This is a genomic window from Sphingobium sp. B11D3A (assembly GCF_025961695.1).
Classification (GTDB): Bacteria; Pseudomonadota; Alphaproteobacteria; order Sphingomonadales; family Sphingomonadaceae; genus Sphingobium.
The window spans coordinates 2,438,746-2,462,480 of the sequence record NZ_JAOQOE010000001.1; the positions used below are offsets into that span (position 1 = coordinate 2,438,746).

A 23,735-nucleotide genomic window follows, 5' to 3' on the forward strand; every position below is an offset into this window, starting at 1 on the left:
CTCAGCCGCCGTTGAAGTTGACCATGCAGTAGAGCATCGGGATCGACAGCAGCGTGTTGGTGCGGCTGAAGATCATCGCGCGCGTGGCAGCGCTGGCCTTGGTCGCATCGTCGGCGGCCACCAGCCCCAGCGCCTTCTTCTGCGCCGGCCAGATCACGAACCACACATTGATCGCCATGATCACGGCGAGCCACATGCCCAGACCGATCAGTTGATAGGGTGCCTTGAACGCGAACGCCTCGTGCAGATAGCCGGTGCGCCATGCCACCAGCAAACCGGTCAGCACGGTCAGCGCCGCGGCCCAGCGGAAGAAGAACAGCGCGGAGGGCGCGATGAACTTGGAGACGCCCGGCTTCAACTCTGCCGGCACCTTGGGCATGGTCGGGATCTGCACGAAATTGAAGTAATAGAGCAGGCCGATCCACAAAATGCCGAAGAAGGTGTGCAGCCAGCGCAAGGCGGCGGAGACGGATTCGCCATTCGGGCCAATGCCGTAAATGACAGCCAGGGTCAGAATAACCCCGATCAGCAGGACGAGATGCAGATTGCCGAACAGTTTCGTCATGATGCTCCCCCAGTCGTTTGCCGGGTGCTTTGACCGCACCCTCCCCTAAAGCCGGTTATCGGCCATCGCACAGGCTATGCCAAAGTCGCGCCGCTGTCATATCGAAATTATATTTGGCGCTGATCGGGAGAGATGACTGGAAAGCTGCCGGTCTACGCGCCATCTGCTGCGGGCAACCGACACGAATCGCGCGCCTGCGCGTTTCGCCTGCAGAACGACTTTAATGCACCAAGAGGAGATTAGCGCCATGGCATTCACACTGCCCGACCTTCCCTATGCCAAGACCGCCTTTGGCGACGACATGTCGGCCGAGACCTTCGACTATCACCACGGCAAGCACCACAATGCCTATGTGACGAAGGCCAATGAGCTGGTTGCCGCCGATCCGGCCCTGCAGGGCAAGTCGCTCGTGGAGCTCATCAAGTCCTCCAAGGGCGGGCTGTTCAACCAGGTCGGCCAGATCTGGAACCACAGCTTCTTCTGGCAGTGCCTCTCGCCCGAGACGCAGCAGCCGAGCGGCAAGCTGGCCGATCTCATCAACGAAGGCTTCGGCTCGACCGACGCGCTGATCGAGAAGCTGAAGGCGGAAGCCGTCGGCCACTTCGCCAGCGGCTGGGCCGCGCTGATCCTCAAGGACGGCAAGCTGGAAGTGACCAGCTATCACGACGCCGATTGCCCGGTGGCGCATGGCGATACGCCGCTGTTCATCCTCGATGTGTGGGAGCATGCTTATTACATCGATTATCGCAACGCGCGCCCCAACTTCGCGGACACGATCCTCAAGAAGCACGTCAACTGGGCGTTCGTCGCGGAGAATCTGGACGGCAATGGCGCCGAACGGGCCAATCAGCCGGGCTGAACCCGCCGCAATCGGATTTTGAAGGAGGGGCTGGCGAAGGTCGGCCCCTTTTTCATTGTCGTAATGAAATTAACAGTGCTCCTGCGAAGGCAGGAGCCCAGGGCTCAACCGACGAACCTCGCCGCCCTAGGCTCCTGCTTTCGCAGGAGCACGGCTTTGATTTGACTTGGCGGCAGCGGACCCTCAGCTCAGCCGCTCGATATCCTCGCGGCTCAGCGATCCGGGAATGATCATCACCGGGCAGGGCAGTGTGCCGGCATCATTGCCGGCAAAGTGCGCCACCAGTGGTCCGGGCGCACCCTTGGGCGCGGCGCCGAGCACGAGCGCGGCGACCGTTTCGCCCGAGGCCAGCATCTCCTTCACCGATGCCACGGGATCGCCGACCTTGACCGTGATTGCGGGCTGGATGCCGGCTTCCGCCATCAGCGTGCCGGCGGCGCTGGCCGCGAGAGCCTCGGCGCGGGCGCGCGCTTCCTCCTCCATCGTCGCCTGCACGGCGCCCCATTGGACGAACTCGGTCTTGGGCACGAGCGCCAGCATATGCACGCCGCCGCCCGTCTTGGCAGCGCGGCGCGCGGCGAACAGCAGGGCCGATTCCGCCTCGCTGCTTTCGTCCACCACGACGAGATAAGTCCGCATCATCGCCTGCTCCCCCGAAGAAACCGGCTCGGTAGGTGCGGGAAATTCGGTCTGGATGCAAGGGATGGCCTTGACCCCGACGGGCAAAGCGTGAAGGTGGCCGGTGATTGTCCAACCCGAAAAACAGGAAAGCCTGGCCCCCATGGCGATCAATATCCAGATGCCCGCCCTCTCGCCGACCATGGAGGAAGGCACGCTTTCGAAATGGCTCGTGAAGGAAGGCGACACCGTCTCGTCTGGCGATCTGCTCGCCGAAATCGAGACCGACAAGGCCACCATGGAATTTGAAGCCGTGGACGAAGGGGTCGTCGGCAAGATCCTCGTCGCCGAAGGGACCGACAATGTGAAGGTTGGCACCGTCATCGCGGTGCTGGTCGAGGAAGGCGAGGACGTGCCGAGCGGCGATGCCCCCGCTGCAGCCAAGCCCGCGCCCAAGGCCGACGCCGCTCCGGAGAAGAAGCCGGAAGCCGCCAGCGCCCCCAAGCCGGAGCCGGAAGTCGCGAAATCGACCGCTGCGCCGGCCGCTGCCTCCTCTGGAGATCGCGTCAAGGCGAGCCCGCTTGCCCGCCGCATCGCCACGAACAGCGGCATCGATCTGGCTGCGGTTTCCGGTACTGGTCCCAATGGCCGCATCGTGAAGGCAGATCTGGAGGGGGTGAAGCCCGGCAGCACCGCGCCCAAGCCCGCCGCGAGCCCGTCCGCGGCGCCCGCAGCGTCTGCTCCGGCCGCGCCTGCCCCGGTGGCCGCGACCGCGCAGGATTTCGGCATTCCGCACGAGGTCGAGAAGCTCTCGAACATGCGCAAGACCATTGCGCGCCGCCTCACCGAATCGAAGCAGCAGGTGCCGCACATCTACCTCACCGTGGATGTGCGCCTCGATGCGCTGCTCAAGCTGCGTGGCGATCTCAACAAGGCGCTCGAATCGCAGGGCGTGAAGCTCTCGGTCAACGATCTGCTCATCAAGGCGCTGGCCAAGGCGCTGATCGCCGTACCCAAGTGCAATGTGCAGTTCGCCGGCGACCAGCTGCTCAAGTTCAGCCGGGCCGACATCTCGGTGGCGGTGTCCATCGAGGGCGGACTGATCACGCCGATCATCACCGATGCCGGCGCCAAGTCCGTCTCCGCCATCTCGACCGCGATGAAGGACCTCGCCACCCGCGCCAAGGAAGGCAAGCTCAAGCCGGAAGAGTTCACCGGCGGCACGGCCAGCCTCTCCAACATGGGCATGATGGGCATCAAGCAGTTCGAGGCAGTGATCAATCCGCCGCAGGCGATGATCATGGCGATCGGCGCAGGCGAGAAGCGGCCTTATGTGATCGACGATGCGCTTGGCATCGCGACCGTCATGTCCGCCACCGGCAGCTTCGACCATCGCGCCATCGATGGCGCGGACGGCGCGGAGCTGATGAAGGTGTTCAAGGAACTGGTAGAGGCGCCGCTGGGTCTGGTGGCGTAAGCGCACCATGGCCGCTGACGAGGATGTCCTGCCGGAAGGTGCGCCCGCCACGCGGATCACCGCGATGCCGGCGGATGCCAATCCCTATGGGGACATTTTCGGCGGCTGGCTGATGGGCCAGATGGATATGGCGGCGGCGCTTGTCGCCTCGCGGCACAGCAAGGGCCGGGCTGTCACCATCGCCGTGGAAGGCATGCAGTTCCACCGCCCGGTGCTGGTGGGGGACGAGGTCTCCGTCTTCGCGACGCTCGTGAAGGTGGGCAGCACGTCGATGACCATTGAGGTCGAAGCCTGGCGCCGCGCGCGGCACAGCGAGGAAACCTACAAGGTCACGCAGGCCCGGTTCATCTTCGTCGCCATCGACGAAGTGCGCCGCCCCCGCAGGGTGCCGCCCCTGGCGAACGCGCAATGAAGGCGCAGTTGGTCATTTTAGACCTCTCTCCCTCAAGGGGAGAGGGGCTTTTGAATGGAGCATTTCGTGTCTGAATCCTATGACGTCATCGTTCTCGGTTCCGGCCCCGGCGGCTATGTCGCGGCGATCCGCGCGAGCCAGCTTGGCCTCAAGACGGCCATTGTGGAGCGCGAGCTGCTCGGCGGTATCTGCCTCAACTGGGGCTGCATCCCGACCAAGGCGCTGCTGCGCTCGGCCGAGATCTTCCATTATATGAGCCACGCCAAGGATTATGGCCTGGCCGCCGAGAAAATCAGCGCGGACATCGAGGCGGTGGTGAAGCGCTCGCGCGGTGTCGCCAAGCAGCTCAATGCCGGCGTCACCCACCTGATGAAGAAGAACAAGGTCGCCGTGCACATGGGCACGGGTACGATCACCGGCAAGGGCAAGCTCTCGGTCACGGACAAGGACGGCAAGAAGACCGATCTGGCGGCCAAGCACATCATCGTGGCGACCGGTGCGCGGGCACGCGACCTGCCGTTCGCACCGGCCGATAGCAAGCGCATCTGGACCTATCGCACCGCGATGACCCCGCCGGAAATGCCCGGCAAGCTGCTGGTTATCGGCTCGGGCGCCATCGGCATCGAGTTCGCGAGCTTCTACAACGACATGGGCGCCGATGTGACCGTGGTCGAGATGATGGACCGCATCGTGCCGGTCGAGGACAAGGACGTCTCGGCATTCCTCGAAAAGCAGCTGGTGAAGCGCGGCATGAAGATCGTCACCGGCGCTTCGCTGGAAAGTCTCAAGGCCAGCGACAAGGGCGTCACCGCCGCCATCAAGGGCAAGGATGGCAAGAGCGAGACCAGCGAGTTCAGCCACTGCATCGTCGCCATCGGCATCGTGCCGAACACCGAGAATATCGGGCTGGAGGCGATGGGCGTCACGCTGGAGCGCGGTCATATCAAGACCGATGGCCTGTGCCGCACCGGTGTGGACGGCATCTGGGCGATTGGCGACGTGACCGCGCCGCCATGGCTCGCGCACAAGGCCAGCCATGAGGGCGTGACCGCCGCCGAGGCAATCGCGCAGGCGCTGGGCAACAAGGATGTCCACCCGCATGCGATGGACCCGCTCAACATTCCGGGCTGCACCTACTGCCAGCCGCAGGTCGCCTCCGTGGGCCTGACCGAGGCGAAGGCCAAGGACGCGGGCTACACGGTCAAGGTCGGCACTTTCCCGTTCATCGGCAATGGCAAGGCGATCGCGCTTGGCGAGGCGGAAGGTTTCGTGAAGACCGTGTTCGACGCCAAGACCGGCGAGCTGCTCGGCGCGCACATGGTCGGCGCTGAGGTGACCGAGATGATCCAGGGCTATACCATCGGCAAGACGGCCGAGCTGGTGGAGCAGGACTTCATGCAGACGGTCTTCCCGCACCCGACCATCAGCGAATCCATGCACGAGAGCGTGCTGGCCGCTTATGGGCGGGCGCTGCACATCTGATCCGACGGGCGGATGCGGCAACTGCCAACTCCGGGCGTCGCGCTCAGTTTTGCGCTCGGTCTGGCGTTGCTGGTCGCGGCCATCGGCTTCCTCCAGCCCACCGGCCTGTTCGCGCCCATTGATGAGCGGCTGATGGGACTGGCGGGCAAGCTGCACGGCGTGCGCGGTGCGGGGCTTGTGACGCATGGCGCGGTGGCGCTGGACCGGCTGGGCGCGGTCGGCGGTCGCACGTTGATCGTGCTGGCGGTGGGGCTGGTCTTCATCAAGCTGGGGCATCCCGAACGCTTGATCCCGCTGCTGGTCGCGGGCGTGGGGACCGCGCTCGTCATCGGGGTGGTGAAGCTCGGCTTCAATGCGCCGCGCCCGATGATGCTCTCCCCCGATATGCTCCCCAGCCTCGTCGAGACTGTGGGCACCAGCTTTCCCAGCGGGCACGCTGCCGGCGCCATGGCGCTCTATGGCGCCATCGCGCTGCTGGCGCGGAGCCGGGTGGTGACATGGATCTGCGCGGCGATGATTCTCGCCACCGGGGCCAGCCGGGTGTGGCTCGGTGTGCATTGGCCGAGCGATGTGGTGGGCGGCTGGGCGGTCGGCCTGATCTGGCTGCTGCTCGTGCTTTTCATCCTGCCCTGGTGGCGTCCGCTTCTGCAGCGGCCCGCCATCTCGCGCGACTGAGCCTCGCGGGCAGCCCAGACGGTTGATCGGCCCGGCGATCCGTTCATCTTATGGCAAGATTCTGCGCGAGCGTTGCATGGATGCCGCACTGCACAATATGCCCTTGATATTGCGCGATTTTATCGCTGCATAACGAGCGAGTTGCGGAATTTTGCTCCTTATTCCGGGTACATACCGCTTATTTCGCAATGGCGAGAATGGGCCGGTCGCCAGTATGAACCCGCCATCGTCATAATTGAGTCACGTCCGCCAGACACGGGCGCTGACATAAGGATCGCAGACTAGGCGAGAGGATGTGTCCGAGCCCAGAGGGGTGAAGGCAGCCGTGAACAGGACGGCTCAAGACCAGTTTTCGTGATGATCTAAAGGGGATCTTCGATGCGCAACTTCCGCTTCTTCCTCGCTGCCTCGGCCGCGAGCATTGCCACCTGCGTGGCGCTCAGCCCTGCCCATGCGCAGGAAACCACCTCGTCCGTGCGCGGCACGGTCACGGCGGAAGGCGCGCCGGTCGCCGGTGCCGCCGTCACCGTGACGCACGTCCCCTCGGGCACCGTCTCGCGCACGACGACGGGCGCCGACGGCAGCTTCTCGACCAGCGGCCTGCGTATTGGTGGGCCTTACACGGTTGAGGTCGCCGCATCCGGCCTCGAAGATGTTCGCGTGACGGACGTGTACACGGTCGTTGGCCAGTCCTTCACGCTGCCGATTGAGATGGCCTCGGGCGACGCCATCGTCGTGACAGCATCGGCCATCCGCGGCGCGGGCAACGTATCGCAGGGCCCCGCCATGGTCATGACTGCTGAGCAGATCGGCAAGATCGCTTCGGTCAATCGCGACATCCGCGACATTGCCGCGCGCGACCCGTTTGCGACGCTCGACACCAGCCAGACGACGGGCCGCCAGGTTTCGTTCGCGGGCCAGAATCCCCGCTTCAACCGCTTCACCGTGGACGGCGTTCCGGTCACCGACAGCTTCGGCCTCAACCCGGACGCGCTGCCGTCACGTCGTGGTCCGGTTCCGCTCGATTCCATCGGGCAGTTCGAAACCAAGGTTGCGCCTTATGATATCCGCGAAGGCTTCTTCCAGGGCGGCGTTTCGAACGCGATCCTCAAGTCGGGCACCAACGAATTCCACGGCACGGCCTTCTTCACCTTCAGCTCGGACGAGCTGACCGGGAAGCGCACCAAGCCCTATATCCTCAACACCGCCGGACGCGTCACGCAGCCCGATTTCACCAGCAAGGACTTCGGTGCAACCCTCTCGGGTCCGATCATCAAGGACAAGCTGTTCTTCATGGTCTCCGCCGAGCGCGTGCGCGCTGCCCGTCCGGTGGCCTTCGGTACGCAGGAAGACAATGCCGGTACGCCGGTCATCGGCGCGACGAATGCAGCCCTGCAGCAGATCGTGGGCATCGCGCAGAGCCGTTACAACTACGATGCCGGTGGCATCCTTCGCACGGATGGCGACAAGGACGATCGCATCGTCGGTAAGCTGGACGCCAACCTCTCCGAAACTCAGCGCGTCTCGCTGACCGGCCTCTACACCAAGGACGAGCTGAACGTCAGCTCGACCACCGGCACCCGTGACCTTGGCCTCGAATCCAACGCCTATCGCAAGCCCAACGAACTGAAGGCCGGTATTCTGGCCTGGAATGCCGATTGGTCGGATAGCTTCTCCACCGAGACCCGCGCGCTCTACAAGACCTATGACAGCGGCCAGTTTCCGTTGATGGGCCGCAGCGCCCAGATGTCCGTCTGCGCAGCGCCGACCTCGGATCGCGGTATCGCCCCCAACAACACTGCCACCGGGACGGCGGCCAGCATCGTGTGCCCCACCGGTACGCCGCAGTTCGTCCTGGGTGCCGGTGGCCCCAGCCAGTCGAATGTGCTGAACATCAAGAGCTGGGGCGGGTCCGTTTCCGCTAAGCTGAAGGCGGGTGACCACAACCTCCGCGCTCTTGCGGAATGGAATCACACCAAGTCCTTCAACATGTTCGTCAATCCATCGGCGGGCACCTATTATTTCGACTCGATCGCCGACTTCCAGGCCGGCACGGCGCAGAGCTTCAGCTACAACAACGCGGCTTCGCTCAATCCCGAGGATGCCGCCGCCAGCTTCTCTTACAATGTCTACACCTTCGGCCTGCAGGACGACTGGCGCGTGAACGAGACGCTCTCGGTCGGCGTCGGTCTGCGCTGGGATGTGTTCGGGATGAAGAGCACGCCCGTGGCCAATCCGAATTTTTATTCGCGCTACGGCTTTTCCAGCAACAATAACATCAGCGGTATCGATCTGCTGCAGCCGCGCTTCGGCTTCACCTACAAGCCGACGTCGCGCCTCACCGTTCGCGGTGGCGGCGGCATCTTTGGCGGCGGGTCGCCCGACGTGTATATCGGCAACTCCTTCTCCAACACCGGCGTCATCAACACGTCGATCACTGCGCGTCAGTTGGACGGCGGCGCTTACCAGCTTGTCGGCGTCTCAGGTGGTTCCGCAACCGCATCCTCGATCCTGAACAACCCGTCGTTCACGACCGTCCCGGCAGCGGCCAATACGGCGGTCGTAACGGCCGCCAACAATCTCACTAATCCCCTGAGCTCTACCTCGATCAATGCCATCGATCCGAACTTCAAGGCGCCCAACCAGTTCCGCGCGACCTTGTCGGCAGACTATGAAGCCAATCTCGGCCCGCTGGGCGATGGCTGGCGCTTTGGCGCGGACCTGCTGTACTCGAAGGTCCGCTCGCAGGTGAAGGTCATCGACCTGCGGTCGGTCGCGGTCGCAGGGTCTTTCACGCCGGACGGTCGCCAGCGTTATACCAGCAAGACTGGTTCGACTTCTGACACCGGCCAGGATTTGCTCCTGACCAACACCGATTATGGTCACGGCTGGATCGGCGTTCTGCGCGCCGAAAAGAGCTGGGACTGGGGCCTGACACTGGGCGGTGCCTATACCCGTCAGGACGTGCGGGACGACACCTCGCTCACCTCGTCGCAGGCCAGCTCGATCTACGGCAACACCGCCGCTTATGACGCCAATCTGAGCGGCCCTGGCCATTCGAATGATGAAGTGACTTGGGCGTTCCGTTACAACGCCTCGTTCGAGCGCGCGTTCTTCGGTGATTACAAGACGCGCATCGATCTGTTCGGCTCGACCCGTGCCGGCGCACGGTACAGCTACACGATGCAGGACATCCAGGGCACTCGCTCGAGCGTCTTCGGCACGGCCGGCAGTTCGCAGCGCTATCTGTTCTACGTCCCCACCGGTGTGAACGACCCGAAGGTCATCTATGATAGCGCGGCGACAGCGACGCGGATCGACAGCATCATCGCGGCCTCGGGCCTTGCGAACTATCGTGGGCAGGTTGCGCCGCGCAATGCCTTCCGCTCGAAGGCGTTCACGCGCATCGACCTTCATGTGGAGCAGGAACTGCCGCTGCCGCTGGGCACGCGCTTCGCGCTCTTCGCGGACATCGAGAACTTCACCAACCTGCTCAATCACAAGTGGGGCCAGCAGCTTCGGTCGAGCTTCCCCTACCGAAAGACGGTCGCGAAGGTCAGCTGCGTTGCCGCTGGCGCCAACGCCTGCGCTCAGTACAGGTATCAGGAGCCGAGCTCCGACACCGTTCTGGCGGACGAGCTGGTGACGACGAATGGATCGTCGCTCTACGCGATCCGCCTCGGCGCACGCTTCAGCTTCTGATCTGAGCAAATAGAAACCGGAAGGGCGGGGGCAGCGATGCCTCCGCCCTTTTTGTTGTCCGACTTGTTTGCAAAATCTCCTGACCCTGCAAACGGGCTCTGCTTGTGCCCGCTCAGGTCAGATCAAGGCAGGCATCTAGGCCATCGGCTTTCACATGGCCGATCCAGCGGGCGATGTTGTTGCCGTGGCGGCGGGTGAAGCCGGTGGGGGCGACTGCGCCGCGCTTCTTGGGCAAAGGGAGGACCGCCGCGATGCGGGCGGCCTCGGTGCGGCTCATCTTGTCCGCGCCATGGTTGAAGTAGCGGATTGCGCCGGCCTGCACGCCATAGGTGCCGATGCCGGTCTCGGCGACGTTGAGATAGACTTCCATGATCCGGCGCTTGCCCCAGATCGCCTCGATCAGCACCGCGTACCAGGCCTCCAGCCCCTTGCGGAAGAAGCCGCCGCCCTGCCAGAGAAACACATTCTTGGCGGTCTGCTGGCTGATCGTGGAGCCGCCGCGAATGCGCCCGCCGCGTGCGTTCTGTTCCATCGCCTGCCGGATGGCATCGGTGTCGAAGCCGTGATGTTGGCAGAACTTGGCATCCTCGCCCGCAATGACGGCACGCGGCATGTCCGGATCGATCTCCGAGAGCGGCGTCCAGTCCTTGGTGATGCCGTTCTTGTCCATCAGCATGGTGATGGTCACCGGCACCGGCACGAATTTATAGACCAGCACCTGCAGCAGCGAGATGCCGATGAAGCCGAGGATGAGCATCAGCAGCCAGCGGAACAGCTTGCCCGGCAGGCTGGTGGGGTTGCCGGGAAAGCGCAGGCCCTTGCGCCGCGGCGCCTTGCGTCTCGTGGTGCTGCGCGTTGTCGCCATCGCCCCGCCTTCCCCCTTTTGCCTTCGCCTTAGTGGCCAGGGAACTCGGTCGCCTCGAAGCGCACCGGTTCGCCCACCGCCTCATTGGCGAGCTGGTTGTCCCACATCACCCGATGGCCGCGCACGATGGTGCCGACCGGTCGGCCGGTCACGCTCATGCCCTCAAACGGCGACCAGCCGCAGCGCGAGGCCATCCAGTCCGCGCCCATCGTCCAGCGCGCCTTGAGGTCGACGACGGTGAAGTCGGCATCATAGCCGGTCGCGATGCGGCCCTTGCCGACCAGGCCAAAGATGCGCTGCGGTCCGGCGCTGGTCAGATCGATAAAGCGCTGCAGCGTCAGGCGGCCGTTCGCCACGTGATCGAGCAAAAGCGGCACCAAAGTCTGCACGCCGGGCATACCGCTCGGGCTGGCAGGATAGGTCTTGGCCTTTTCTTCCTTGGTGTGTGGCGCGTGGTCGGAGCCGAGCACATCGGGCACGCCCTGGCCGACCCAGTGCCACAGCCCCTCGCGATGGGCAGCGCTGCGGATCGGCGGGTTCATCTGCGCATAGGTGCCGAGGCGCGGATAGGCATCCTCGCCCGCCAGCGTGAGATGCTGCGGCGTCACCTCGCAGGTCGCGACATCCTTGTGCTGGCTGAGGAATTCCAGCTCGGCGGGCGTTGTGACGTGCAGCACATGGATGCGGCGGCCGGCTTCGCGCGCCAGCTTCACGATGCGGCGGGTGGCCATCATCGCGCTTTCATCGTCGCGCCAGACCGGGTGGCTGGCCGGATCGCCCTCGATCCGCTCATCTTTGCGCGCATTCATCCGCGCCTCGTCCTCGCAATGCACGGCGACGCGGCGATGACCATGGGCGAGCACCCGCGCGAGGGCCTCGTCCTCGGCGACGAGCAGGCTGCCGGTGGAAGCGCCCATGAATATCTTGACGCCCGCCGTGCCGGGGATGCGCTCCAGTTCGCCGAGCTGCTCGGCATTGTCGCCGGTCGCGCCGACATAAAAGGCATGGTCGCACCACATGCGGTGATGGGCGCGCTTGAGCTTGTCGGCCACGCGCTCGGCAGTGTCCGTATTCGGATTGGTGTTCGGCATCTCGAACACGGCGGTCACGCCGCCCAGCACCGCGGCACGGCTGCCCGATTCGAGATCTTCCTTATGCTCCAGCCCGGGTTCGCGGAAATGGACCTGGCTGTCGATCACGCCCGGTAGCACGTCGAGGCCGGCGCAGTCGATCGTTTCGCCCGCATCGCCAAGGCTGGTGCCGATCGCGGCGATCCTGCCGGCATTGACTCCCACGTCCACGCGTGCGGGGCCGCTCGGGAGGTGGACGGTGCCGCCCTTCAGCAGCAGGTCGAATGTCTGGGCCATCGCGCGAACCTCTCTTGGCTTGGTGCTCCTCTCCCCCTACCTAAAGCGCATGTCCGCCACCACCCCCCTTGCCACGCCGCCCCTCGCAACCACGCTGCGCGATCGGGCCATCCTTCGTGTCGGCGGGGCGGAGGCGCGGCCGTTCCTGCAAGGCCTGCTCACGCAGGATGTGCTCGGCCTGCAGCCGGGCGCGCCGCGTTATGCCGGGCTGCTCACGCCGCAGGGCAAGGCGCTCTACGATATGCTCCTCTGGGCCGATCCGGCGGGCGGCGAGGATGTGCTGATCGATTGCGAGGCATCGCGCGCCGAGGCGCTCGCCCGCAGGCTGACGCTGTACCGGCTGCGCCGCCCCGTCACCATCGGGATAGAGGAAGGGCTTGCTGCCCACTGGTCTGCCGATCCGGTCGAGGGGGCATCCGCCGACCCCCGGCTCGCCGCGCTGGGCTGGCGGTGGCTGGCCCCAGCGCGGGAGGGCGACGCTTCGGACTTCTATCGCGCGCATCGGCTGGCTCAGGGCGTGCCCGAGGGCGTGGCGGAGCTGGGCGAGGACAAGACGCTCTGGCTGGAGTGCAACGCGGAAGAGCTGCACGGCGTGGATTATGGCAAGGGCTGCTATGTCGGGCAGGAGAATACCGCGCGGATGCACTATCGCAACAAGGTGAACCGGCGGCTCGTGGTGGTGCCGCTTGACCGGTCCGACCCGGCCCGGCTGCGCATTGCCTATCCGGCTTTGGGGCTCGCGGTGGATCATCGTCCGGTCGATTCGCTCGAGGGGATCACGCTGCCGGACTGGCAGGCCGACGCGCTCGCGGAAGACGCCGAATGAAGCGGCTATTGGTCTCGCTCTTCGTCCTCGTCTTCAGCGCGGGGCCAGCGCAGGCGGAGATCAAATGGGAGATCGTGCGCGAACTGCCGCATGATACAAAAGCCTTCACCCAGGGCCTCACCATCCATGGCGAGCTGATCTACGAAACCACCGGCCAAGTCGGCGAGTCAGATGTGCGGATCATGCGGCTGAGCGACGGCAAGATCCTACAGCGGCGGCCCATGCGCGCCGATGTGTTCGGCGAGGGCAGTACGATCTGGGGCGACCGGATCGTGAGCATCACCTGGAAGGACGAGACCGGCTTCGTCTGGAACCGCAAGGATTTGAAGCCGATCGGCTCGTTCCGCTACACCGGCGAGGGCTGGGGCCTCACTCATGATGGCCACGCGCTGATCATGAGCGATGGCACGCCGGACCTGCGCTTTCTCGATCCCGAGAGCTACAAGGAGCAGCGCCGCGTCACCGTCACATGGGAAGGCGAGCCTGTGCGCTTTCTCAACGAGCTGGAGCAAGTCGGCGACGTTCTCTACGCGAACATCTGGTTCTCGCCGCTCATTGCCCGCATCGATCCGGCCAGCGGCAAGATCGACGACTGGATCAACCTGCAACCGCTGGTGGCGAAGAATATGAGCGCGAGCGGCGAGGGCGTGCTGAACGGCATCGCGTGGGATGCCAAGGCGCAGCTTCTCTACGTCACCGGCAAGAACTGGCCCAAAATCTACGCGCTGCGCTTGTTGGACTGAACGCCGGGCCTGTTTGATCTTCATCAAGGTCAGGCGCCCGCCACCCGCTTAGCATCACCATCAGATGAAATGGTGAGAGGGCTGTGGCCATGGCTGCGAACATCGGACGACTGGACCGGACCATCCGGATCCTGATTGGCCTCGGGCTGATCGCGCTCGTCTTTGTCGGCCCGCGAACGTCCTGGGGCTGGATCGGCCTGGTGCCGCTGCTCACCGCGTTCGTCAGCTTCTGCCCGCTCTACGCACTGATCGGAATCAGGACCAAGTCCTGACCGTCACTTTGCGCGCCTCTCGTCCCACCGTCCGGGCATTGGAGGCCAGTGCAAAGGGAGGCCCCCTCTTGGCAGCGGAGGGGGCCTCCAACGTCCGGCTTGGAGCCCTGAACGGCGCCGACCCAAGCCGTCTCTGGTCAATCAGCCCTTGGTGCGCGCCTTGTCCACGGCCGCCTGTAGCGTCTCGGTGCCGACAAGGCCGTTGAACACCTGATCGCCCACGACGAACAAAGGCGTGCCCTCGGCGCCGAGGGCCTGGGCGAGGCGGATGTTGCTCATGAACTCATCATCGCCGCCCTTCGCCGCAATGGCGGCCTTCGCCTTGTCGGCATCCAGCCCCGCCGTGCGCGCGGCCTTGAGGATGGCGTCCGAGGAGACGCCGCCGGCCGCGTACATCGCCTTGTGGAAGGCCATGAACTTGTTCTCGCTGGCGGCCAGCAGGCTGACCTTCGCCGCATTGGCACTGCCATCGGCAATGATCGGCAGTTCGCGATAGACCACGCGCAGATCGGGATTGGCCTTCACCAGTTCCTCGATATGCGGCAGCGCGGCGCGGCAATAGCCGCAGGCATAATCCATGAAGGCGACGAGGGTGACCTTGGGCTGGGCCGCGCCTTCCCATGCGCCCGGATAGGGCGTTTCCAGCGCGGACCGGTTCTGATCGACGGTGCCGGCGGTCTGCTTGGCCTTCAGCCGTTCCATCGCCTGCGGAATGATCTCGGGATGTTCGAGGATATAGTCGCGCACCACCGATTCGATGGCGGCGCGGTCCGCCGTCGGCATGGCTGGGCTTTGATTGGTCGCCGCATAGGTTACCGCCGCGCCGCCGGCGAGCAGCGCAACGGCCAGAGCCGGAATTACCATCCGCCCGCGCTTGCGCTCGCCGGTGCGGGTGCCCAGCGCGGACACGATCACCCCGGCTGCGCGGAACAGCGCGCCCGCGCCTGCCTTGTTCGTCATTTCTTTCGTGTCCTTTCCATGGCGGCGCGGCTGGCCATCGCAATGTCCTGCGCCCGCAGATAATCGGGTGAATTGGGTTGGATGCCGGCCAGTGCCACATCGGCATGGCGCAGGGCGAGCGCGTCCTGCCCTTCCATCGAGTAGCGCTCGGCCGTGGCGAGCGCGGCGCGGGCGGTGTCGCCCTTGCGCTGATAGACGACGCCGAGCGAATACCAGGCGAACGGATTCTGCCGATCCCGCGCAACCGTGTTGCGCAGCACGCGCTCGGCCTCATCGAGATGGCTGTCATCCTCGGTCGCGACGAGGGCATGGCCGAGCATCGCGGCGATCAGCGGCTCGCCATTGGTGCGCTGCACGGCCTCGCGCAGCGGCGGGATGGCATCGGCGGGCTTGCCGGATTCGAGCATGACCTGCCCTTGCAGCTCCAGAAAATAGGGGTCGTGCGGCGCGGCCTTGAGCAGGGTATCGACTTCCGCCAGCGCTTTCTCGGTGAAGGCGCTCTTATGATAGGCATAGGCCCGCGCATAATGGGCGGGCAGGCTCTGGTCCGAGGGCGGATAAAGCTTGAGGGTCTTTTCCGGCTCGCTGACGAAGCCGATCAGCTTGGCGCGCACACGCTGGAAGCGGGCTTCCAGCGCCGGATCGGTGGGCTTGTTCCAGGCCGGATCATTCTCATACAGCGCCGTCAGGGCCGAGATGCGGTCGCGCGAGAGCGGGTGGGTGCGGACATAGGTGTCCTGCGGCACGTAGAGCCGATATTCCAGATTCTGCAGCTTCTGGAAGAAGGCGATGCTGCCCTTGCCGCTGATGCCTGCGGCCTTGAGATAGCGCGCGCCGGCGGCGTCCGCGCTCGATTCCTGCGTGCGGGTGAAGGTGAGGAAGCGGCCCATGGCGGCCTGTTGACCGGCCGCCATGATGCCCATGCCGGCCTCGCCCCCGCCCGCTGCCATCGCCGCCGCACCGAGCAGCAGCGAGACGAGCTGGATGCCGGTCGCTTCCCGCGCGCCATCGGCAAAGCGCACGATGTGGCCGCCCTCGATATGGCCGAGCTCGTGGGCCATCACGCCCTGGACCTGATTGAGATCATCGGCCTCGGCGATCAGGCCGCTGTGGAACCAGACGATCTGTCCGCCCGCGACGAAAGCGTTGAGGCTGGGATCGTTGATCACCAGCATCTGCACATTGCGCTCATCGAGCCCGGCGGCCCGGATGATCGGGACGGAGGCATCGCGCATCAGCGCTTCGGTTTCGGCATCACGCAGGACGGATTGGGCCAGGGCGGGCTGCGCGGCGAGCAGGCTCAGCAGCGCAAGAACGGCGACAAGGCGGCCGATCAGCCAGGGCGCGACAGCCGCCTCACGGGCATGATGGGGTTTGAGCTGGCCGGCAAGCTGCCGGGGAGGGGAGAGCGGCCGATCCATGACCGGCCCCTTAGCCCGGCGAGCCTGAACCCGGCATGACGGATCGGGCGACCCATCATGCCGGTTCTCAGACCGCAGGGCGGTGTGCGTCACGCGCCGAACGTGCGCTGCCACCAGCCGCGACGGGGCGTTTCAGCGCTGTCGCCATCGGCTTGCGCCGACGCATCAGCGTCCGTGGCCGTGTCGGCGGCATCCGCGACCAGCGTCTCGCGCGCCTCGGTGGCGGCCTCGACGGTCTTGGGCTTGCGACGCGCGCGCGGCTTGGCGGCGGGCTTGGGCGCCTCTTCTGCCGCCTCGGTGCTTGCCTCAGCTTCGGGCTGGGCTTCACCCTCGGTCGCGGCGGGCGTTTCTGCAGCCTTGGTCGTCTTGCGGCGCGTGCGGCGCTTGGGTGCCGGTGCCTCTTCGGCGGCCTCGGTCGGTGCTTCCGCAGCAGGCGCTTCGGGGGTCGGAGTCTCCGCCAGTTCCGGCGAGACTTCCACCGTCACGGCTTCATCCGTGGCTTCGGCAGCCTTGCGGGTGCGGCGGCGGCGCTTGGGCGCAGGCGCTTCTTCCGCGTCGGCAGCAGGCTCGGGCGATGCGGGCTCGACCGTCTCCTGCACTGCCTCAGCAGCGTCCGCCGATTCGACCGGCGCGGCGTCTGCTGCGTCGTCCGTCGCGCCTTCGCTGGCTTCGGCGCCATTGTCTGCACCGTCGCTCTGTCCGCCCCGCCGGCGACGACCGCCACGGCGACCACGGCGGCCGCGACGCGGTGCCTCGTCAGACCCTTCGGCCTCGCTCGATTCGGACGGGCCGGCTTCGGCCTGCTCGTCATCGCGCTCATCGGCATCGGCCTGCGCGTCGTCATCCTCGTCGGACGCAGCGCCATCGCTGTCCTGCGGCGACTGGTCGTCCCGGTCACGCCGGCCACGGCGACCACGACGGCGACGCTTGCGCTTGCGTCCCTCGCCACCTTCGTCGTCTGCGCGAGGCTGGCGCTCTTCAGCGACCTCTTCCTCTTCCTCGACGTCCTCGATCTCGTCCTCTTCGTCCTCCACCTCTTCGGTGATGACGGGGGCATAGCTGACCTGCATGGTCGGGCGCGGGCCACTGGCCTCGACCGACATGCGGGCGCCCTCGATCTCGCCATCGGGCAGGATGAGGATGGTCACGCCATAGCGGTTCTCGATTTCATCGAGTTCGCGGCGCTTGTTGTTGAGCACGTAGAAGGCCGCTTCCTGGCTGGCGCGCAGGGTGATCTGGCTCCCGCGACCGCGCGCGGCTTCCTCTTCCAGCATGCGCAGGGCCGAGAGGCCCGCCGAGGATGCCGTGCGGACGAGACCGGTGCCCTCGCAATGGGGGCAGGGCCGGGTCGAGGCTTCCAGCACGCCGGTGCGCAGGCGCTGGCGGCTCATTTCCATGAGGCCGAAACCGGAAATGCGGCCCACCTGGATGCGGGCGCGATCGTCCTTGAGCGCCTCCTTCATCGCCTTCTCGACCTTACGGATGTTGGAGTTGTGCTCCATGTCGATGAAGTCGATGACGACGAGGCCGGCCATGTCGCGCAGGCGCAGCTGGCGGGCGATCTCGCGCGCAGCTTCCAGATTGGTGGCCGTGGCGGTCTGCTCGATACTGTGCTCGCGCGTCGAGCGGCCCGAGTTGATATCGATGGAGACCAGCGCCTCGGTCGGGTTGATGACCAGATAGCCGCCGGACTTGAGCTGCACGACCGGATTATACATCGCGGCGAGCTGGTCCTCGACCCCGAAGCGCTGGAACAGCGAGACCGGATCGGCATATTGCTTCACGCGCCGGGCATGGCTCGGCATCAGCAGCTTCATGAAGTCCTTCGCCTGGCGATAGCCTTCATCGCCCTCGACGATCACTTCCTCGATATCGCGGTGGTAGATATCGCGGATCGCGCGCTTGATGAGGTCGCTGTCATTGTGGATCAGCTCCGGCGCGGCGGCCCTGAGCGTGTTCTCGCGAATCTCGTCCCACAGGCGGGCGAGATAGTCGAAGTCGCGCTTGATCTCGGTCTTGGTGCGCGAGAGGCCCGCCGTGCGCACGATGCAGCCCATGGTGTTGGGCAGCTTCATCTCGGCGATGATGGACTTCAACCGCTTGCGATCCGCACCATTGCTGATCTTGCGCGAGATGCCGCCGCCATGGCTGGTGTTGGGCATCAGCACGCAATAGCGGCCGGCGAGGCTGAGATAGGTGGTCAGCGCCGCGCCCTTGTTGCCGCGCTCTTCCTTCACGATCTGGACGAGCAGCACTTGGCGGCGCTTGATGACGTCCTGAATCTTGTAGCGACGGCGCAGGGCCATGCGCTTGCGGCGCACTTCTTCTGCGGCCTGCTCATTGCCCTTGCCGTTCTGCTTGCGGGCCGGCGCTTCGCCTTCGCTCTCTTCGTCTTCGTCGAGATTCGGGCGCTCGACGACTTCTACGCCGTCCTCGCCATGATCATCCTCGTCGTCGACATCGCCGCGCAGGGCAGCCTCTTCGGCGGCATGTGCGGCTTCTTCAGCCAGCAGCGCCTCACGGTCCTCGCGGGGGATCTGGTAATAATCCGGGTGAATTTCCGAAAAGGCGAGGAAGCCGTGGCGATTGCCACCGTAATCGACGAACGCCGCCTGCAGCGAGGGTTCGACTCTGGTAACCTTGGCGAGATAGATATTGCCCTTGAGCTGCTTGTGTTCAGCGCTCTCGAAATCAAACTCCTCGATCCGGTTCCCCGTTACGACCGCGACCCGGGTCTCTTCCCGGTGGCGCGCATCGATCAGCATACGCATTGTCATTAAAGTCTCTCCAGCCGGTCATCGCCATGCGCCGCAAGCGGGGATGGCGACCCGGTGTCATGTAGGGGGGCGCGCTCTTGCGTGTCGTGTCGACACGGCAGCGGCGCTGAAAACCCCGGTTTTCAAAAAAGGATTGCGTGTCTGTCGCCTGGGCATGTCCGCGTCCTGCGGATACCGGCTTGAACAGTGCTCGCGGCTGAAGGCCCGCTTTCGCGCGCTCCAAGCTCATCAAGCCATGCCCCATGCAACATCAACCTGTCGGATCGCCCAGAAGGCGATGATTAACCGGAAAAATCCCCACCGCGCGCCAGTCGGGCACAGCGGGTTGTCCGGGAGAACGAAGCGCTAGCAGGGCTTGCTCCGCAGAGCAACGTGGAAAAGCAGAAGGCCCCGCGCTGCCAGACCAAGCCAGGCCGCTTGCCAGCGCGGCGCCACCCTGCACGCAAGAGCCTTGCCGGCCGGTTAACTTTTGGCTGGCGCTGGCGGCGCATGGGCGGCAAAAGTCGCCTTCCATGGCCCTGCTGACCGCATTTTCTGCTCTTGTGCTGAGCCTTGCCGCGCCGTCGGACGGGGGGCTGGCGCCTGTAGTTTGGGCGCCTGCGTCCGGCGCTGGTGACCTCACAAACCATATGAGCCGGCCGCCCAAGGGCCCGCGCCTTGTTGTGCGTATTCCCGATGCCGCGCCGGCTGTGCCCCTGCCAACGATCGAAGGGCCGAAAGACCCGCGCCGTCCGCTGGTGGTGATCGACGCCGGCCATGGCGGGCACGATCCCGGCGCTTACAATGCCAGCCTCGATATTCGCGAGAAGGATCTGACGCTGGCCATCGCGCAGGCCGTTCGGGATGAGTTGCTCAAGACCGGGCGCATTCGCGTTGCGCTGACACGGTCGGACGATCGCTTCCTCATCCTGCAGGAGCGCTACAGCATCGCCAGCAAGCTGGGCGCCGGACTGTTTATTTCGATTCACGCGGACGCCGCGCAAGACGGGGAGGCGCGCGGCGCGACCGTCTACACCCTGTCCGATGTCGCGTCCGATCGCGAGGCCGCGCGGCTGGCGGCGCGCGAGAACCGCACGGATATCATCAATGGCGTCGACCTCTCGGGCGCCAGCACGGCGGTCAGCTCGATCCTGATCGATCTGACGCGGCGGGACACGATGGAATCCTCGGCGCGCTTTGCCGAGATACTGCATCGCGAGGGGCTGCCGCATTTCCGCTTCCGCACGCCCTATCACCGCCAGGCCTCGCTGGTGGTGCTCAAATCGGCCGATACGCCCTCGGTGCTGCTGGAAACCGGCTATGTCAGCAACAATGCCGAGGCCGGCTGGATGGCGACGCGCGATGGGCGGTTGCAACTGGCCAAGGGCGTTGCCGCCGCTGTCTCGGTCTATTTCGCGCGGCAATCGGTGCAGCGCTGAATTCCAGATTTGCGCGCACCCTGCCGCAAAATCGGTTCCCTCACGCGGCAGAATTGGTCTAGGTGGCGCGCATGGAAGAAGCGACAAACGAAGCGACGAGCTTCCGGTTGCAGCGGGGCGGGCGTCTTGACGCCGTGCGCGCGCGCCTGCGCGACATGATGAGACGGCGGCGCTGGCGCTGGCTGGCTTATGCGCTGCTGGCCTTCATTGGCGCGATTTTCCTATTCTGGCTGCTGTTCGCGCGCGATCTGCCCGATGCGCGCACGCTGCTCGATTATCAGCCGCCGCTGCCCACGGTGGTGCGCGATATCGATGGCCAGCCCGTCTACAGCTTCGCCCGCGAACGGCGCGTCCAGCTCCAATATTCCGATTTCCCGCCGCTGCTTGTGAATGCCTATCTGGCGGCGGAAGACCGGACGTTCTTCAGCCATCACGGCCTGGATTATCCGGGGCTTGCCCGCGCCGCGTTCCAGGGCCTGATGAGCGGGCAGACGCCGCGCGGCACCTCCACGATCACCCAGCAGGTCGCCAAGAACCTGCTGGTCGGCAATGAGGTGAGCTATACGCGCAAGCTCAAGGAAGCGATCCTCGCCTGGCGCATGGAGAGCGTGCTGACCAAGCAGCAGATTCTCGAACTTTACCTCAACCAGATCTTCCTCGGCCGCAATGCTTATGGCGTGCAGGCGGCGGCGCGCGCCTATTTCGACAAGGATGTAGGCGATCTCAAGCTGCATGAGGCGGCGTATCTCGCGATCCTGCCCAAAGGGCCGGCGAATTATCGCCCGGAAGTGCACATGGATCGCGCGCTCGAACGGCGGAACTGGGTGCTGGGCGAGATGTTGCGCAACCGCTTCATCACGCAGGGCCAATATGAGGAAGCGCGTGCGCAGCCGCTGGGCGCAGTGCGGCAGCGCGGCAGCGGCTACAGTGCTGTCGGCGGCTATTATATCGAGGAAATCCGCCGGCGCCTGATCGCCGAGTTTGGCGAAGCTGCCGAGCATGGCCCCAACAGCGTCTATGCAGGCGGCCTGTGGGTGCGTTCGCCGCTCTCGCCTTTCATGCAGGAGCAGGCGGCGCGGGCCCTGCGCGAGGGCCTGCTGCGCTATGATTCGGGCAAGGGCTGGTCCGGGCCGATCGCGAAGATCGACAATGTGGATCGCTGGGAAAGCGAGCTTGCCGCGTCCAATTTGGGCATCGATTATGCGGACTGGACCGTCGCGGTGGTGCTGGACAAGTCCGGCAGCAGCGCCTCGCTCGGCCTGCCCGGTGGCCAGACCGGCACATTGCCGCGCGCGTCGGCGCTGCTGGCGGACCGGCGCAATGGCCGGCCGACCTTCGATTCGCTCAAGGCCGGCGATGTCATCGCGGTGAAGCCGGAAGGCAATGCCTATGCGCTGCGCAACGTTCCGGGCGTCTCAGGCGGCTTCATGATCGAGGGCGTCCACACCGGCCGGGTCTTCGCCATGCAGGGCGGGTTCGATGCGCGCCTGTCTTCATACAACCGGGTGACGCAGGCGATGCGGCAGCCCGGCTCGACCATCAAGCCGTTCGTCTATGCCGCCGCGCTCGACAATGGCATGACGCCCGCCTCGATCATCGTCGATGGCCCCTTCTGCGTGTGGCAGGGCGCCAATCTCGGGCAGAAGTGCTTCCGCAACTTCTCCGGCGGCGGCGGTGGCGCGCAGACGATGCGCTGGGGCATTGAGCAATCGCGCAACCTGATGACGGTGCGCACGGCCGCGCAGACCGGCATGGACCGCGTCGTCCGCACCATCAAGGCGATGGGCATCGGTGACTACCAGCCCTATCTCGCCTTCGCGCTCGGCGCCGGCGAGACGACCGTCGAGAAGATGGTCAATGCCTATGCGATGCTCGCCAATCACGGCCGCCAGCTCACCCCCAAGGTGATGGATTATGTGCAGGACCGCAACGGCCAGGTGATCTGGCCGCGCAACTGGAAACCCTGCCAGGGCTGCAATGCCGATGACTGGAACGGCAAGGCCATGCCGCGCTTCGCCCATGGCGGTCGTCAGGCGATGAACCCGATGACCGCCTATCAGATGGTGCACATCACCGAAGGCGTGATCCAGCGCGGCACCGCGACCAGCCTGCGCGATCTGGACCGGCCGCTGTTCGGCAAGACCGGCACCACCAACGGCCCGACCAACGTCTGGTTCGTGGGCGGATCGCCGGACATCGTCGCGGGCGTCTATGTCGGCTTCGACCAGCCCCGCAACATGGGCGGCTATGCCCAGGGCGGCACGCTGGCGGCACCGATCTGGAAGTCCGCCATGGCGCCTATTCTCAAGGATATGCCCAAGACGCCGTTCGTGGCGCCGGCGGGCGTCCGCATGGTGCGGGTCGACCGGCGCAGCGGCAAGCGCGTCTACGGCGGCTGGCCGTCGGACGATCCGCGGACCGCGATCATCTGGGAGGCGTTCAAGCCGGAAACCGAGCCGCGTATTTCCATGCGGCGCGATGAGCTGGAAGAGCGCGCGCGCGAGGACAAGCCCGCCGCGGCCCGCCGCGATGTGAGCCGCGATTTCGCCGGGGAGCAGGGCGGCATCTATTGAGCCGCGGGCCCGGCGACCTATATCGCTTGTCTGGCCCGTTACTTGTCCCGTCCTCGTGCGCCGCGTTCACGCGATGCTCAGCCTTGATGGGATAGACAGGTCGCCTGTCATGGAGGACCCGTCTTGAAGCGCTGGTTGATCGGCCGCCTGCCGACCCGCGAAAGCCTGCTATCGAATCGGTGGATGAAGCCGTTCGCGCACCGCATCGCGCACCCGCTGCTCTGGCATTTCAACCGGCGGTCGACAGCACGCGGGGTCGCGCTGGGTCTGTTCGCGGGCTTCCTGATTCCCTTCGGGCAGACGCCGGTTGCGGCCATGCTGGCATTTTCCGCACGGGCCAACATATTGACCGCCGCGTGCGCAACGCTGGTCACCAATCCGTTGACCTTTCCGCCCATTTATTTCGCGGCGTACAAGCTGGGGCATGGCGTGCTTGGCGACCGTCTCTCGGCAAGCGGCGACACGATGATTCGCTCCATTGGCGCGCGCGCGCTGGATTTTGCGGCGCCCACCGCGCTGGGGCTTCTGCTGTTCGCCATTGTGGCATCGATCCTGGGCTTTTGCCTCGTCCACCTTGGCTGGCGGGGCTGGGTGGCCCATCGTTGGCGGCAGCGCAGCCGCGCGCGGCAGGGCGATTCCGCCGCATCCGATCCGCCGGATCAGTCGTTGATCTGAGAGCAACTTTCCGCCCGCTGTGCCAAGGCCGGCCTTCTCGCCCCTTGA

Annotated in this window: 19 protein-coding genes; 12 read left to right on the forward strand and 7 right to left on the reverse strand. The window is 65.4% G+C overall.

Features of this window, described 5'->3' with window-relative positions:
- Position 1 precedes the first annotated feature (1 nt).
- The gene (locus M2332_RS11650; RefSeq protein ID WP_264574156.1) at positions 2-565 is read right to left on the reverse strand and encodes a urate hydroxylase PuuD; all 564 of its coding nucleotides are present in this window, start codon (positions 563-565) and stop codon (positions 2-4) included.
- A gap of 247 nt (positions 566-812) precedes the next feature.
- On the opposite strand from M2332_RS11650, the gene M2332_RS11655 reads away from it, so the two are divergent.
- Positions 813-1,424: a superoxide dismutase gene (locus tag M2332_RS11655; protein ID WP_264574157.1), complete on the forward strand. Its 612-nt coding sequence runs from the start codon at positions 813-815 to the stop codon at positions 1,422-1,424.
- Positions 1,425-1,607: 183 nt separating this feature from the next.
- Here the strand turns inward: M2332_RS11655 and M2332_RS11660 are convergent, their stop codons facing one another.
- Positions 1,608-2,063, reverse strand: coding sequence for a universal stress protein (locus M2332_RS11660; RefSeq protein ID WP_181561548.1), 456 nt, complete (start codon positions 2,061-2,063; stop codon positions 1,608-1,610).
- A 142-nt stretch (positions 2,064-2,205) separates the two neighbouring features.
- On the opposite strand from M2332_RS11660, the gene M2332_RS11665 reads away from it, so the two are divergent.
- The 5 genes from M2332_RS11665 (at position 2,206) to M2332_RS11685 (ending at position 9,790) form a co-directional block, all read left to right on the forward strand.
- Positions 2,206-3,519 (forward strand): pyruvate dehydrogenase complex dihydrolipoamide acetyltransferase, encoded by a 1,314-nt coding sequence (locus tag M2332_RS11665; RefSeq protein ID WP_264574158.1) that lies wholly within the window; start codon positions 2,206-2,208, stop codon positions 3,517-3,519.
- 7 nt (positions 3,520-3,526) lie between these two features.
- Entirely contained in the window at positions 3,527-3,931 is a 405-nt protein-coding gene (locus M2332_RS11670; RefSeq protein ID WP_181560855.1) for an acyl-CoA thioesterase, read from the forward strand.
- A 66-nt stretch (positions 3,932-3,997) separates the two neighbouring features.
- Entirely contained in the window at positions 3,998-5,413 is a 1,416-nt protein-coding gene (lpdA, locus tag M2332_RS11675; RefSeq protein WP_264574159.1) for a dihydrolipoyl dehydrogenase, read from the forward strand.
- A gap of 12 nt (positions 5,414-5,425) precedes the next feature.
- Complete coding sequence (locus M2332_RS11680; protein ID WP_264574160.1) at positions 5,426-6,088, forward strand: phosphatase PAP2 family protein; 663 nt, start codon at positions 5,426-5,428, stop codon at positions 6,086-6,088.
- 378 nt (positions 6,089-6,466) lie between these two features.
- Positions 6,467-9,790 (forward strand): TonB-dependent receptor, encoded by a 3,324-nt coding sequence (locus M2332_RS11685; protein ID WP_264574161.1) that lies wholly within the window; start codon positions 6,467-6,469, stop codon positions 9,788-9,790.
- 112 nt (positions 9,791-9,902) lie between these two features.
- Here M2332_RS11685 and mtgA read toward each other — a convergent pair whose 3' ends face one another.
- Together mtgA and M2332_RS11695 are read right to left on the reverse strand one after the other, a co-directional pair.
- The gene (gene mtgA, locus M2332_RS11690; RefSeq protein ID WP_264574162.1) at positions 9,903-10,655 is read right to left on the reverse strand and encodes a monofunctional biosynthetic peptidoglycan transglycosylase; all 753 of its coding nucleotides are present in this window, start codon (positions 10,653-10,655) and stop codon (positions 9,903-9,905) included.
- Positions 10,656-10,684: 29 nt separating this feature from the next.
- Positions 10,685-12,022, reverse strand: a complete 1,338-nt coding sequence (locus tag M2332_RS11695) for a dihydroorotase (protein ID WP_264574163.1) — start codon at positions 12,020-12,022, stop codon at positions 10,685-10,687.
- A 49-nt stretch (positions 12,023-12,071) separates the two neighbouring features.
- Between M2332_RS11695 and M2332_RS11700 the strand changes: the two genes are divergently transcribed.
- The 3 genes from M2332_RS11700 to M2332_RS11710 all read left to right on the forward strand — a co-directional run bounded on the left by M2332_RS11700 (position 12,072) and on the right by M2332_RS11710 (position 13,863).
- Entirely contained in the window at positions 12,072-12,848 is a 777-nt protein-coding gene (locus M2332_RS11700) for a YgfZ/GcvT domain-containing protein (protein WP_264574164.1), read from the forward strand.
- The gene (locus tag M2332_RS11705; RefSeq protein ID WP_264574165.1) at positions 12,845-13,591 is read left to right on the forward strand and encodes a glutaminyl-peptide cyclotransferase; all 747 of its coding nucleotides are present in this window, start codon (positions 12,845-12,847) and stop codon (positions 13,589-13,591) included. Before M2332_RS11700 ends, M2332_RS11705 begins: the two co-directional genes overlap by 4 nt.
- Positions 13,592-13,680: 89 nt before the next feature.
- Complete coding sequence (locus M2332_RS11710) at positions 13,681-13,863, forward strand: DUF2892 domain-containing protein (protein ID WP_264574166.1); 183 nt, start codon at positions 13,681-13,683, stop codon at positions 13,861-13,863.
- A 141-nt stretch (positions 13,864-14,004) separates the two neighbouring features.
- Here M2332_RS11710 and M2332_RS11715 read toward each other — a convergent pair whose 3' ends face one another.
- From M2332_RS11715 to M2332_RS11725, 3 genes are all read right to left on the reverse strand, one after another.
- Positions 14,005-14,823 (reverse strand): DsbA family protein, encoded by an 819-nt coding sequence (locus M2332_RS11715; protein ID WP_264574167.1) that lies wholly within the window; start codon positions 14,821-14,823, stop codon positions 14,005-14,007.
- Positions 14,820-16,244, reverse strand: coding sequence for a M48 family metalloprotease (locus M2332_RS11720; RefSeq protein ID WP_264574168.1), 1,425 nt, complete (start codon positions 16,242-16,244; stop codon positions 14,820-14,822). Before M2332_RS11720 ends, M2332_RS11715 begins: the two co-directional genes overlap by 4 nt.
- An 89-nt stretch (positions 16,245-16,333) precedes the next feature.
- The gene (locus tag M2332_RS11725; protein ID WP_264574169.1) at positions 16,334-19,021 is read right to left on the reverse strand and encodes an Rne/Rng family ribonuclease; all 2,688 of its coding nucleotides are present in this window, start codon (positions 19,019-19,021) and stop codon (positions 16,334-16,336) included.
- 512 nt (positions 19,022-19,533) lie between these two features.
- On the opposite strand from M2332_RS11725, the gene M2332_RS11730 reads away from it, so the two are divergent.
- From M2332_RS11730 to M2332_RS11740, 3 genes are all read left to right on the forward strand, one after another.
- Positions 19,534-20,439, forward strand: a complete 906-nt coding sequence (locus tag M2332_RS11730; protein WP_264574170.1) for an N-acetylmuramoyl-L-alanine amidase family protein — start codon at positions 19,534-19,536, stop codon at positions 20,437-20,439.
- 71 nt (positions 20,440-20,510) lie between these two features.
- Positions 20,511-23,012 carry a penicillin-binding protein 1A gene (locus M2332_RS11735; protein ID WP_264574171.1) on the forward strand — a complete coding sequence of 834 codons (2,502 nt, stop codon included), beginning with the start codon at positions 20,511-20,513 and terminating at the stop codon, positions 23,010-23,012.
- 183 nt (positions 23,013-23,195) lie between these two features.
- Positions 23,196-23,687: a DUF2062 domain-containing protein gene (locus tag M2332_RS11740; protein ID WP_264574172.1), complete on the forward strand. Its 492-nt coding sequence runs from the start codon at positions 23,196-23,198 to the stop codon at positions 23,685-23,687.
- Positions 23,688-23,735 lie beyond the last annotated feature (48 nt).